This window comes from Rhizobium sp. RU36D (assembly GCF_900176345.1).
Classification (GTDB): domain Bacteria; phylum Pseudomonadota; class Alphaproteobacteria; order Rhizobiales; family Rhizobiaceae; genus Allorhizobium.
The window spans coordinates 65,590-77,563 of the sequence record NZ_FWXU01000015.1; the positions used below are offsets into that span (position 1 = coordinate 65,590).

The 11,974-nt window shown below is 58.6% G+C and carries 17 protein-coding genes; 13 read left to right on the forward strand and 4 right to left on the reverse strand.

Annotated elements, in window-relative coordinates; translation table 11 throughout:
- The first annotated feature begins 19 nt into the window (after positions 1-19).
- Both B9A97_RS17900 and B9A97_RS17905 read left to right on the forward strand, forming a co-directional pair.
- Positions 20-691: a 4-carboxy-4-hydroxy-2-oxoadipate aldolase/oxaloacetate decarboxylase gene (locus B9A97_RS17900; RefSeq protein ID WP_084366728.1), complete on the forward strand. Its 672-nt coding sequence runs from the start codon at positions 20-22 to the stop codon at positions 689-691.
- A 135-nt stretch (positions 692-826) separates the two neighbouring features.
- A complete protein-coding gene (locus tag B9A97_RS17905) occupies positions 827-2,098 on the forward strand; it encodes a LysR family transcriptional regulator (RefSeq protein ID WP_084366729.1) in 1,272 nt (423 codons plus the stop codon).
- Between the two features lie 75 nt (positions 2,099-2,173).
- Here the strand turns inward: B9A97_RS17905 and B9A97_RS17910 are convergent, their stop codons facing one another.
- Positions 2,174-2,371, reverse strand: coding sequence for a CsbD family protein (locus B9A97_RS17910; protein ID WP_084366730.1), 198 nt, complete (start codon positions 2,369-2,371; stop codon positions 2,174-2,176).
- 71 nt (positions 2,372-2,442) lie between these two features.
- On the opposite strand from B9A97_RS17910, the gene B9A97_RS17915 reads away from it, so the two are divergent.
- From B9A97_RS17915 to B9A97_RS17925, 3 genes are all read left to right on the forward strand, one after another.
- Positions 2,443-4,203 carry a CHASE domain-containing protein gene (locus B9A97_RS17915; RefSeq protein ID WP_084366731.1) on the forward strand — a complete coding sequence of 587 codons (1,761 nt, stop codon included), beginning with the start codon at positions 2,443-2,445 and terminating at the stop codon, positions 4,201-4,203.
- A gap of 123 nt (positions 4,204-4,326) precedes the next feature.
- Complete coding sequence (locus B9A97_RS17920) at positions 4,327-4,665, forward strand: ElaB/YgaM/YqjD family protein (RefSeq protein ID WP_084366732.1); 339 nt, start codon at positions 4,327-4,329, stop codon at positions 4,663-4,665.
- A 6-nt stretch (positions 4,666-4,671) separates the two neighbouring features.
- Positions 4,672-5,133, forward strand: coding sequence for a hypothetical protein (locus B9A97_RS17925; RefSeq protein WP_143530567.1), 462 nt, complete (start codon positions 4,672-4,674; stop codon positions 5,131-5,133).
- Positions 5,134-5,151: 18 nt separating this feature from the next.
- Here B9A97_RS17925 and B9A97_RS17930 read toward each other — a convergent pair whose 3' ends face one another.
- Complete coding sequence (locus B9A97_RS17930; protein WP_084366734.1) at positions 5,152-5,343, reverse strand: NepR family anti-sigma factor; 192 nt, start codon at positions 5,341-5,343, stop codon at positions 5,152-5,154.
- 147 nt (positions 5,344-5,490) lie between these two features.
- On the opposite strand from B9A97_RS17930, the gene B9A97_RS17935 reads away from it, so the two are divergent.
- The 5 genes from B9A97_RS17935 to B9A97_RS29815 all read left to right on the forward strand — a co-directional run bounded on the left by B9A97_RS17935 (position 5,491) and on the right by B9A97_RS29815 (position 9,240).
- Entirely contained in the window at positions 5,491-6,285 is a 795-nt protein-coding gene (locus B9A97_RS17935) for a response regulator (RefSeq protein WP_084366735.1), read from the forward strand.
- 245 nt (positions 6,286-6,530) lie between these two features.
- Positions 6,531-7,478, forward strand: coding sequence for a sensor histidine kinase (locus tag B9A97_RS17940; protein ID WP_244564275.1), 948 nt, complete (start codon positions 6,531-6,533; stop codon positions 7,476-7,478).
- Positions 7,479-7,595: 117 nt separating this feature from the next.
- A complete protein-coding gene (locus B9A97_RS17945) occupies positions 7,596-8,678 on the forward strand; it encodes a zinc-binding metallopeptidase family protein (protein ID WP_084366737.1) in 1,083 nt (360 codons plus the stop codon).
- 59 nt (positions 8,679-8,737) lie between these two features.
- Positions 8,738-9,055, forward strand: coding sequence for a hypothetical protein (locus B9A97_RS17950; RefSeq protein ID WP_084366738.1), 318 nt, complete (start codon positions 8,738-8,740; stop codon positions 9,053-9,055).
- 14 nt (positions 9,056-9,069) lie between these two features.
- Positions 9,070-9,240: a hypothetical protein gene (locus tag B9A97_RS29815; RefSeq protein ID WP_179145328.1), complete on the forward strand. Its 171-nt coding sequence runs from the start codon at positions 9,070-9,072 to the stop codon at positions 9,238-9,240.
- A gap of 96 nt (positions 9,241-9,336) precedes the next feature.
- On the opposite strand, the gene B9A97_RS17955 is transcribed toward B9A97_RS29815, so the two are convergent.
- Positions 9,337-9,501: a DUF1328 domain-containing protein gene (locus tag B9A97_RS17955; RefSeq protein ID WP_084366739.1), complete on the reverse strand. Its 165-nt coding sequence runs from the start codon at positions 9,499-9,501 to the stop codon at positions 9,337-9,339.
- Positions 9,502-9,585: 84 nt separating this feature from the next.
- On the opposite strand from B9A97_RS17955, the gene B9A97_RS17960 reads away from it, so the two are divergent.
- The gene (locus B9A97_RS17960; protein WP_143530569.1) at positions 9,586-9,939 is read left to right on the forward strand and encodes a NepR family anti-sigma factor; all 354 of its coding nucleotides are present in this window, start codon (positions 9,586-9,588) and stop codon (positions 9,937-9,939) included.
- Positions 9,929-10,495, forward strand: a complete 567-nt coding sequence (locus B9A97_RS17965) for an RNA polymerase sigma factor (protein ID WP_084366741.1) — start codon at positions 9,929-9,931, stop codon at positions 10,493-10,495. Before B9A97_RS17960 ends, B9A97_RS17965 begins: the two co-directional genes overlap by 11 nt.
- A gap of 103 nt (positions 10,496-10,598) precedes the next feature.
- Here the strand turns inward: B9A97_RS17965 and B9A97_RS17970 are convergent, their stop codons facing one another.
- Positions 10,599-10,982 (reverse strand): response regulator, encoded by a 384-nt coding sequence (locus tag B9A97_RS17970; protein ID WP_084366742.1) that lies wholly within the window; start codon positions 10,980-10,982, stop codon positions 10,599-10,601.
- A 113-nt stretch (positions 10,983-11,095) separates the two neighbouring features.
- Here B9A97_RS17970 and B9A97_RS17975 point away from each other — a divergent pair, with 113 nt between their 5' ends.
- Positions 11,096-11,851: a Crp/Fnr family transcriptional regulator gene (locus B9A97_RS17975; RefSeq protein ID WP_084366803.1), complete on the forward strand. Its 756-nt coding sequence runs from the start codon at positions 11,096-11,098 to the stop codon at positions 11,849-11,851.
- Positions 11,852-11,974: the final 123 nt, after the last annotated feature.

Here is an 11,974-nt window from a genome sequence, read left to right on the forward strand (position 1 = left end):
CGCAGATGGGAGGAAAAACATGGCGGTCGTGGTGCAGAATATCGAGCGCGCTGACAGCGCAGTGATCGCGGGGCTTGCGGAATGCGGCGTGGCCACCGTGCACGAGGCCCAGGGGCGCAAGGGCCTGATGGCCTCTTACATGCGGCCGATCTTTGCCGGCGCGCAGGTTGGCGCCAGCGCCGTCACGATCTCCGCGGCCCCCGGTGACAACTGGATGGTGCATGTCGCGATCGAGCAGGTGAAGGCGGGCGATATCCTGGTGCTGGCACCGACTTCGCCCTGCGAAGACGGCTATTTCGGCGACCTGTTGGCGACATCAATGCAGGCGCGCGGCGGTGTGGGCCTGATCATCGACGCCGGCGTGCGAGATGTCCGTGATCTGACCAAGATGGGTTTCCCGGTCTGGTCCAAAGCCGTTTTTGCCCAGGGTACTGTCAAGGAGACGTTGGGTTCGGTCAATATCCCCGTCGTCTGCGCCGGTGCGCTGGTCAACCCGGGCGATGTCATCATTGCCGATGATGATGGCGTGTGCATCGTCCGCCGCGAGGAGGCCGCGGACGTTTTGAAAAAGGCACAAGCACGCGTCGCGGCAGAGGAAGACAAGCGGCGTCGGCTGGCAGCCGGTGAGTTGGGGCTCGACATCTACTCCATGCGCGAGCGACTGGCGGAAAAGGGATTGAAGTATATCTGACAGGCGGCGTTTCGGCGGTCTGATGCGGGCGACTGTTCGTTCGAGGGCTCGTCAAGGAAGGACTGCTGGACATCGAAATCGCTGCTCGGAGGTGCTGTAGGAGGCGGGCCATCCGGCGCGGCGGGAGGAAAAGCCATGCTTAACTTTGTCGATCAGAGGCAGGCGCCTACGAATGAAGAGATGGAGGAGCGGCCCGCCCGCTGCTCCTATCCAAACCTGCGGCATATCCGCTTGCTCGACAGTGCGGCCGCCTGCGGCTCGCTGTCCCGCGCCGCCAACGAGATCCATATCTCGCAGCCTGCGGCGACGCAGGCCATTACGCGATTGGAAGAGCAGTTTGGCGTGCAACTCCTTCTCCGCGGCAGCAATGGCATATCGCTGACAGAAAGAGGGGCGCTGGTTGTTGCACGCTTCCGCCGCGCGCTTCAGTGCCTTCGCAAGGCCGGTCAGGATATCCAGAGGCAGTCAAGGGTCGACGGCGGAGCGTCTGATATCCTGGAGACCCATTCGACGATTGCGCATCTACGGGCGATAGCTGCGTTTGCAGATACCGGAAGTTTCGCCGCTGCCGGCAAGTTTCTGGATCAGGCCGAGTCCTCCGTGCACCGAGCGGCGCGCCAACTTGAGCGCATCGCCGGCGTGCCGCTGTTCGAGGAGCGCAGCCGACACCTCAGGCTAACGTCGGTAGGCCGTCTGCTGGCTGTGCAGGCCAATCTTTTTCTCGCTGAGATCGTCAGTGCCCATGAAGAACTTCTGGAATACGAGGGCAGTTTTTCGGGCCGCGTGAGGATCGGCACGCTGCCGCTCGTGCGTAACAGTATCGTGCCACAACTCGTGGCGCGCGTGTCGCGGCAACACCCGCAAGCGGTGTTCGAGATCAGCGATGGCGATTACGACAGCCAGATCGCAGCCCTTGTGGCGGGGCGTATCGACATGCTGGTGGGAGCGCTCAGGTCAACACAGGACGTGGGCTTGATCCAGCAGGAACTGTTCTGCGATGCGCTATCGGTCATCGCCCGTCGCAAACACCCATTGCTGATGCGGGAGATGGTCACGAGACAGGATTTGGCGAACTATCCCTGGGTGGTCTCACGGCAGGGAACGCCGACGCGGGCGATATTCGACAGGTTGGCCCTAGGCGCTCATGGAATATCCAACACTGTCTCGCCGCCGATCATCGCGGGCTCTTCGGACATCGTGCGCGGCATTCTCTTGGAAACGGACCGGCTTACCATCCTGTCGCCTCGACAGATCGCCCATGAGATCGATTCCGGTCTGCTGGGGGTGGTCGCTTATGATCTTGAAAATACCGAAAGGCGCATTGGCATGACCTTTCGCATGGGATGGCAACCGACGGCCTTGCAGCGCATCGTCGTAGAGACATTGCAGGAGATTGCCAGGGGTTAGACCGGGATGACCGCTAACGCAAGACGGAGGCCGAAGCCTCCGTCATGGTAGATGTTTGGAGACGATACGGGGCCGTCAGTGACGGCCAAGCCAGGTGTCGATCTCGCGTTCGGTCTCTTCCTGAGACTTGCCGTAAAGCTCCTGCAGGCGGCCGGACAGCTGCTTGCGGTTGCCCTTGACCACATCAAGATCGTCGCCGGTCAGCTTGCCCCACTGGGTCTGGACCTTGCCCTTGAACTGCTCCCAATTGCCTTCAACCTGATTCCAGTTCATGCTACATCTCCTTGTGAATATGAGTGATTTGCATCGCTCCATGAACGCGCCTGAATCGCGGGAGTTCCGGCTTGCTGCGGAAAATTGTTGCAACGCTGGGGCGGGAATCGGGCGCACCGAGGCAGGGCGAGGGCTCGCGGTCCAGAGGGGCCGGCGGGGATGCGTCCGCCAACAAGTCCAAACCCAAGTCTCGCCGCTTGCGTCCTGCAGCCGCGTCTTTTTCCCGTGACAGGGGGCGCCTCGTTTGGGGCGTTTTTGTCGTCTTCGTCTTGATTGGAGTGATCGGCTCGAGTGCGGCACACCGCGCTGAAAACGCCGCTACCGTGGCGTCGTTTCAGGTAACGGCCGATGCCTTGATAGATCGCTTGCATGAGCATGTGGAGCGAGAATTCGGGTTGCTGGACTCCACAGTTGCTCTCGCCTCGGTGGCCGGAGAGCAGGTCGATGCAGCGCTGTTTCGACGCTATATCGAAAGCCTGCGTCTCAAGGACGCTTACGTCGGCGTGCAAGCCATTGGCTATGCTCCCTATGTGGCAACCGGTGCGGAAGCGGCCGTCGTCAACCGACTCGCAGCCGACTATGCCATAACAAGGGAAGTCTGGCCGGCGACGCAACAGCCGATGCGGACGCCCATATCGCTCATAGAACCTCAGGATGAGCGAAATCGAGGGCTGCTCGGCTATGACATGTTCTCGGAACTGTCCCGCAGGGAAGCCATCATCAAGGCGATGCAGGACCGCCAGGTGAGCATCACAGTGCCCTTGGAATTGTTTCCGGGCAGGAGTGACGCCACACAAAAAGGTTTCTTCGCCTATCGTGCCGTTCCATCGGCCCCGCAGGATGGCGGGCGCCCTCAAGGGTTTGTGCAGGCGACATTTCAGGCCGGTGCCCTGCACCGCGCAGTTTTGGGCGACGCCAAGCCGGCGCAAATCGAAATACAGACCCGGGATACCACCAGCGATCTGGATAGCGTCCTCTACCAATCCTCCAATTTTGCGGAGCAACGTTTCTCCGAGGCATTCCAGGCATCGCAGGCCGTGATCATCGGAGGGCGGGAGTGGACCGTCACCGCCCGGCCGGGTCCCGGCTACAAGCTCGCGCCCCCCGTTTTCACCTATGCTGTCTCAACGATTTTCGCGATGCTCGCCATATTGGCGACGCTCGCGGCGCTTTGGTGGACGCGCGCGCGCGACATGGCGCACGAGGTGAACGATGTGCTCGAGAAGGCCGCCGATGAAAAGGAGTTGTTGCTGCATGAGACGAAGCATCGCATCAAAAACTCGATTGCCCGGATCATCGCCATTGCCCGGCAAACGGGGCTGAGTTCCAAGTCCATCCAGGAGTTCAACACGTCGTTTGCGACCCGGCTTCAGGCGATGGTCGCCGCCCAGGACGTGCTGACACGGTCTCAGGGACGGGAAACGGATCTGCGCAGCCTCCTGAAGCTGGAGCTTGCGCCCGTCTTTGGCCCGGCACTCAACAGCACGCGCCTCGAAGGTCCGGATGTCAGGCTGACGGAACGCATGGTCCAGGCTCTGGGCCTGACATTTCACGAGTTGGCGACCAACTCGCTGAAATATGGAGCAGCAGGTGCGGCCGATGGTGAAGTGCTTGTGCGATGGCGGGTTGTCGATCAGGATGGCGAAGAGCGTCTGGAACTGGAATGGCGAGAGGTTCGCACCCTCACGCAATTCAATGGATCCAAGCGAGGATTTGGAACCCGGCTCGTCGATATCAACATCGGCTCTGAACTCGGCGGCCTGATTGATCGCATCGCTACAGGCAGCGGATTGGCCATCCGCATGCAAATTCCGCTCCCGCCGCAGTCCTAAGTGCTCAGTGTGCCTGTGGCGGGAATATCTCCCGTGGCTTGGAACAAACCCGACCTTTGCGCGTTTTGACCGCGACACTGAACAAGTCCTCGTCGATAGACGTCCAGCGCAAGGAGAGCATCAATGGCAAGCACGGCCGGCATCAAAGTCGAAGACATCAACGACTCCAAGGCGACCGCAGCCGATGTGCAGCAGCAGTTGGAAAAACTCAGCCAGGACATCAGCGAATTGACCAAGATCGTCGCAGCCTTTGGCAATGCAAAGGTCAAGGAAGCTGGCGATCGGGCAACGATGGTGGGTGCCGACGTTGCGGAGCGGTCGGCGCAGGCGATTGAAGCGACCCGCTCAAGCCTGGCGTCGATGGAGCAGGATTTGGAGGCGCAGATCCGCAGCCGTCCCCTGCAGGCCATCGGTATCGCTGCCGGCATTGGTTTTATCGCTGCCCTCCTGACGCGGCGCTGATTCACCATGCTTCAGCTTTTCGAGCGACTTGCAATGACTGCGATGGGCGGGGTGCTGCCCACGCCTGCGGCAATCAAGCGGTCCATTGTCGGTTATTTCGTCATCGGCCTGTTGCTTCTGACTGCCTATGTGGCGTTGGTGGTCGGCCTATGCCTTTATGTAGCGCGGGAGGAAGGTCCCATAACGGCAGCGTTTCTGGTCGCTGCGCTGGCGGTTGCGTCCGCTCTCATCGCGCTTGCGATCATGGGCTATCTGGACAGGCGGGCGCGGATGCAGGCCTTGATCCTGCGGCAGCAGGCGCTGTCGATGCAGGGTGCGATGGCGCCTTTCCAGGGACAACTGATGGGTGCGCTTCATCCCCTGCTTCCGGTGATGATCCGGCAAAGTCCGATTGCGAGCACTGTGGTCGTCGCGTGCCTGGCTTATGCGCTTGCAAAATCGAAGGGTGTGGGTCGCAGTTCGAAATAAGGAAAACCTTGACGCGATCTACTTTTTTGACAGCTCGCGTTCGGCCTCGTCCAGGCGCTGCAACAAATCGAGAAGGTGGTCCGGCGTCCCTTCTTCCACGATCGCGTCGTAATAGGTGCGAAGTTTCGTGCCGATTAGTGTATTGGCATTGTTGCGGCGGGAGCCTGAAGATTTTCGAGCTTTCTTCTCGCCAGAATTTTCGTTCGTCATATTCCTGCTTCCCAGCCGATCGCGCTATTGACTATTTAGTACACTGGGAACGAAGATCGAAAAAAAATGTTCCTCACCAGTGGAACTTTTTTTGCAGGCCGACGTTAAGAGGGTTGTTTGCAGCTCTCTGCCAATTGGAGATATCGTATGTCTATTACCGCCCGCGTCGCCGTGCATATTCCCTATTTGAGGCGTTATGCACGTGCCGTCACCGGCTCACAGACGTCTGGCGATGCCTATGTCGCCGCCGTGCTTGAGGCTCTTATTGCCGATCTGTCGGTATTTCCGCAAACCAGCGACGACCGGGTGGCACTGTACAAGCTGTTCGTGACCATCTTCGACTCGACCAATATCGAGATCCGGCCGTCGTCTTCGCCTTTTGCGTGGGAAAAACGAGCAGCTGCCAATCTTGCAGCGGTACCGACAAGAGCGCGTCATGCTTTCCTCCTCACTTCGGTCGAAGGCTTCAGCCGCGACGAAGCGGCCGAAATCCTCGGTGTGGACGAGAAGGGCTTCATGCAACTTTTCAACGAAGCTTCCGTCGAAATCTCGAGGCAGGTCGCAACCGACATCATGATCATCGAAGACGAGCCGCTGATCGCGCTCGACATCGAGCAGATGGTGGAAGAGCTCGGCCATAGCGTGACCGGAATTGCGCGCACCCATAGCGAGGCGATGGCACTCTACAAGCGGACCAATCCGAAGATGATTCTTGCCGACATCCAGCTTGCGGATGGAAGCTCGGGCATCGACGCCGTCAACGATATCCTCAAGTCGGATTCCGTTCCGGTTATCTTCATAACGGCCTTCCCCGAAAGGCTGTTGACCGGTGAACGACCTGAGCCGGCCTTCCTTGTCACCAAGCCGTTCAATCCCGACATGGTGAAAGCCTTGATCAGCCAGGCGCTGTTCTTCAACGAAGGCGTTTTGGAAAAGGCGTAAGTCGTTTCAAACGTGCCGGAGTCCATTGCATCAAGTATTGCATTCTCGGTTTCACCCGGCCGGAAGGCCGGGTAAGCCGTCGTGAATATTGATCTGGCATGGCTGAAAATATTTTAGCTGGTTCGATCGCCCTTGCGACGACGGTGTTTGTGCACAAATAGTGACAATGGGGTCGTCCGGTCGGCGGAGTTGAGACATTGGTACACAGGCTGACATGGTTTAGGTCTCAGGGCGGGGACGCGCAATTGCGCGAATTTTTCATATCCGCCTTGCTTGACGTCGGCGTCAGCCTGACCCTTCAGAGCGCGAAGGGAGACTACATCTGCATCACCACCCTGCCGCCGCGTTGGTCGCTTCCACAAGATGGCGAACTCACCGACACGTTGATCTTCGGCGAGGAGGTTGGCCAGCGGCTGATGACGCTGAAGGAAAGCCTGCGTGCGCCCGGCGACAAGGCAGAAATCGAGGTCCTGGTCCCGGACGATTGCGCCTTCGATTTTCGCTGCAGCATGATTCAGATGACCGATGGCGCGACCTATCTGATGACGACGGTGATAGACCGGACGGAGGAGCGTCGACGCGAGCGATTGCTGCGCGCCCTATTGCGAGAGGTGAGCCACCGATCGAAGAACCTGCTGGCAATCATCCAGAGCATCGCCTTCCAGACCGCGCGTTACTCCGGGACCTTGGAAGGCTTCCTCAACAAATTTCGCGGACGACTGCATTCGCTGTCGCAGTCGCAAGATCTCATCACCGATTCCAGCTGGCGAGGGGCCTATTTTAAAGACCTGCTGACCCAGCAGGTCGAAAAGTACGTGCCCGAAAACCGAGGTCTCGTGCATTTTTCTGGCGAAAACGTGTTGTTGTCGCCAAATGCGTCGTTGCATATCGGGCTGGCCCTGCATGAACTGGCGGTCAACGCGGTGAGCCATGGTAGCTTCTTGCGCCAGCATTCGGCGATCGAAGTGAGTTGTCGTCGGTCGGTGGCGGCCGAGGGAGAGATGATCACAGTCACGTGGAACGAGCCGTTCAGTGCGAAGCCGGAGCCGGAGACGGAAGCGGCGAAGCCTAAATTTGGCAGCACTGTTCTTGAGCGGGTTGTTCCCGCCTCGGTCAACGGCCGCGCGAGCCTGGAATTTCACGGCGGCCGGCTGGTTTATGAACTGGTATTCCCAGTCGAAGCGGCGGACTGACAGTCAGTAGCGGCCGGAACAAAATCTCCGTGCCGTCGTTCATTGCGCATTCCCAACATCAGTGTCTGCCGACGTCGTCGGTGGCATTCTTTCTCTTTTTCATGGAGACACGCGATCATGCGCCTCTTTACCTGTTCGGGTTGCGCCAACACTGTGCATTTCGACAATACGGCCTGTGTCACCTGCCACCGGCGGCTTGGGTTTCGGCCTGACCATCTGGACATGGTGGCGCTGGAGCCCGAGGACGACCATTGGGTCGCTGTCGAGCGTGGGCTTAATCATTTGGTTGTGTTGTGCGCCAATGCCGAGCATGACGCCTGCAACTGGCTGGTGGCGGAGGGTGACCCGAATACTTTTTGTCTGGCGTGTCGCCACAACCTGACCATTCCGAACCTCGATAATCCCGACAACGTGGACAATTGGCGGCGCATTGAGGCGGCCAAGCGCCATCTGTTTTATTCGCTGATCCGGTTCCGGTTGCCCCTGGTAACGCGGGTGGACGATCCGGAGGGCGGCCTCGGTTTCGATTTTCTGTCAGATGATGCAACGCCTTCGGACAAGCCGGTGTTGACCGGGCACCTCAACGGCCTCATTACCTTGAATATTGCCGAAGGCTCCGATGCGGAGCGGGAGACACGGCGCGTGGCTTTGGGAGAGCCGTTCCGCACGCTCGTCGGCCATTTCCGGCATGAGGTTGGCCATTTCTATTGGGATCGCCTGGTGCGGGACGCGGGTCTCGCCGATCGCTGCCGCGAAATCTTCGGTGATGATCGCGAAGACTATGGGCAGGCGCTGCAGAACTACTATGAAAACGGCCCAGTCCCCGGCTGGGAACAGGCCTTCATCAGTGCCTATGCATCCAGCCATGCCTGGGAGGATTTTGCCGAGACCTGGGCCCACTACTTCCACATTGTGGACGCTCTGGAGACTGCGCATGCCTATGGCCTGCGGACAGATCCCGTTACCAATGACCCGGCTTTGACGACGACGTTTGATGCCTACAAGGCGCTGAATGCGCAAGTGCTGGTGGACGCCTGGGTACCCCTGACCCTGGCCGTCAATGGTATCAACAGAGCCATGGGCCAGCGTGATCTCTATCCTTTTGTGTTGTCAGAACCGGTCATAGCCAAGCTGCAGTTCATCCACGAGCTCATCCATCCCGTGGCTGCGCAGAGTGACGCACCGATGCCGCTGCAATAGCGTTAACGGGAACTTTGTTTACCGGGCAGCGTTCATCTTTCGTTAAAGGAGAGCGAAAGATGGACAGTTTTGCAGCCCTGATGGTGATTATCGCCTGCCATGCAGATGGATCAGGCTGCATCAACGAACCCCTCTCTGTCGCCTCCTATAAATCGCCTTCCGAATGCCAAAGGGCCATGCCCAAGGAAGTTCAGAAGGCGAAGCAATTTGCACAGTTTGTCTACGGAGATTGCATTCCGGTGGACCCTGCTCTTCTTGCAGGAAAGCCGGAGATCCGTCGGTCGATCGATCCGCAAAAGCTCGCAGGCGCATTGACTGAGAGGCCAGCGCGCGAAACCGCCTTTGCTTCGCCTCGTGGCGATGTCGCGAGCCGGTGACAGGAGGGGTGATCATGGATGTGACAGAAGCAGAAAATCTGACTCGGGATTTTGCGAAGTATTCGGTCCGCCGCCAGTCGCTGCAGGCGTCCAGCGGCGCAGCCTCGGGTTCGTCGCTGTTGTGGATCGCTTCCGCCCTGCTGGGGGCTATTCTTGTCGGCAGTCTGGTGCTGGCCTTCGCCTAGGGAAGTGGAAGCCCAAGCGCTCTGCTATTTTCGTCCGCTGAAAACACAAATAAGCCCGGGGGTCCGGGCTTATTCGTTGCATGACGGTCAACGTGTTTAGGCGCGGCGGATCAAGCGGCTTGCCAGGGAGACCAGGAACAGCACAATGAAGATCATGAAAAGGATCTTGGCGATACCGGCCGATGCGCCAGCAATACCACCAAATCCAAGAACGCCTGCGACCAGAGCGACGACCAGGAATACCAGGGAATAATACAGCATGTCACTTCTCCTTGTTGAATGGCTCGGTAACGCAGAAGTGTTCGTGGAAGTTCCTGCCGGTCACCGTGCCAATGCAGAAAATTCATGGCGGCCATGCAGCGGTGGGGTGCTCAAAATCAAATCTCGCCGGAACTTTCTACAAAGCCGTCCGTTGTTGGTGCACGCAAACGAAACATGTGGAACCTGATGACCCAATTCAACGAGTCCATGAGTATGGAGAGGACGGAAGAAAGCGTCGATGCCAATGTCGGCGCGGGCATCTCCGTTCAGCTTCGTAAATTTTACAGTTCGATCCAGAACGAAGAGATTCCGGACCGGCTGCTCACGCTTCTTGAGAAGCTGGATGAGGCGGAACGCAAAGCCGCTTCACGGTCCTCGGCCGGGCAAATGTCCGACGCATCTTCGATGGAAGCAGGGAGGGTCCGCCATGATTTCTGAGGATCCGGTGATCGCACGTACCTTCAAAAAGGACTTGCTCGCGGCTCTTCCCAGCCTGCGGGCTTTCGCCGTATCCCTGACCGGCCGGCACCATGCGGCCGATGATCTGGTGCAGGACACCATCATGAAGGCCTGGGCCAAGCAGGATCATTTCGAGCCGGGCACAAACATCAAGGCCTGGCTTTTCACGATCCTTCGCAACGAATTCTATTCGCAGATGCGCAAGCATGGCCGCGAAGTGTCCGATCCCGATGGCATCTTCACCTCGCAGCTGTCAGTCCATCCCCAGCAATACGGCTCGCTGGACATGCAGGATTTCAAGCGGGCGCTTGAACAATTGCCAAGCGACCAGCGTGAAGCCATTATTCTGGTGGGTGCTTCGGGCTTTGCTTATGAAGAGGCGGCCGAGATCTGCGGCTGCGCCGTCGGCACCATCAAGAGCCGCATCAACCGCGCGCGTAACAAACTCCAGGAGTTGCTGGGTGTCACGGGCGAGGCTGACTATGGTCCGGATGCCCACAGTGCGGCCGTGACGAAGCGCGCCTTTGCCGTGTAAAGCAATCCGCCCAGATCGATACATGGAACTTGGCCGGAACCTCTCTTGTTTGGGCTGACTGCATCACCGAGCAAGTCAATATATAAGACGGCCTCCCGCCCTGTCATTGCACGGGGCGGGCCAGAGCAATCTCATCCCGAAGTTTGGATATCACCGCTGCCACAGCATCCGGGTCAAAAGGTTTCTCAAGCAAGGGATAAGCGGCAAGGTCCGGATAAGCCTGATGAAAATCATTGATCGTCGTTAGAAACACCGGCCGCGAGCCGGCAGCGTTTACGGCGTCGACGTGCTGTTGATTGATTTTCAACGACGAAACTGCGTCAACCATCACGACATCGTAGCTGTTCGAACGCAGCATGGTCTGTAGGTCCGTGAGCGGGCACAGACTGACGTCGCATAGAAGTGTTTCCGTCAAAATCCGCTCGAGATCCATCGCAATCAGATAGTGCGAATCGGCGATGAGAACCCGCATCTGGGTTTGGAGCATTGATTGATCCTCGTTAGGCGCCTTTCTTTTCATGGGCTGGAAAATGCGTCATTTAAAAAAGACATGACGTGCGCAATCATGTCATCTCTGCTGGGACATATACGGGGGTCATCATGAACGGGGAAAATCGCAAGAATACGGCCAGAGTTGCCTGTTCGAACTGTCCGCTGAGAGACAACCCCGCATTTCGCGCCTTTACCGCCAGCGAAGTTGATTTCGTTTCGCACTTCAAGACGGGGGAATTGAATGCCGATGCCGGCGCCACCATTCTCGTGGAGGGAACGCATAGTGCACATCTCTACACGGTGCTCGATGGCTGGGGCTTCCGTTACAAGATCCTGGAGGACGGGCGGCGGCAAATCCTGAATTACGTAGTGCCGGGCGACATGATCGGCCTGCAGGGCGCGCTGATGGAGGAAATGCAGCACTCTGTCGAAGCGCTCACCCCCATCACGCTCTGTGTCTTTGAGCGCAGCCGGATTTTCTCGCTTTTCGAGAAACATCCTGGCCTGAGCTATGATCTGACCTGGATCGCGGCGCGTGAAGAAAGCATTCTGGACGAGCATCTGTTGAGCATTGGCCGGCGGTCGGCCGTCGAAAGGGCCGCTTACCTCCTGGCTTTCCTGCAGGAGCGAGAGAAATATTGCAGCCCTTCCGGCAGCGCGCGGGGCCCGATCCCCGTAACCCAAATTCATGTCGCCGATACGTTGGGGCTTTCCATCGTCCATACAAACAAGACCCTGCGCAAGCTGGCTGCCCGAGGTCTCATTCGCTGGCTTGACCGGGGTTGCGAGGTGCTGGACCCCGCCGGCTTGGCGGCCGTTGCCAACTGGCACCCCTCGGAGCCTCCCAAGCGGCCGTTCATCTGATACATGCTGCGGACAGGTCTAGGGGTCACGAGATACATGCGCTGCCAGCCTTGATCAAAGTCATGGTCGCCCGGGTGTCGCATTCGATAGGTAAGAGGTAGTGGCGCAGGGTCCGTCTGCGCT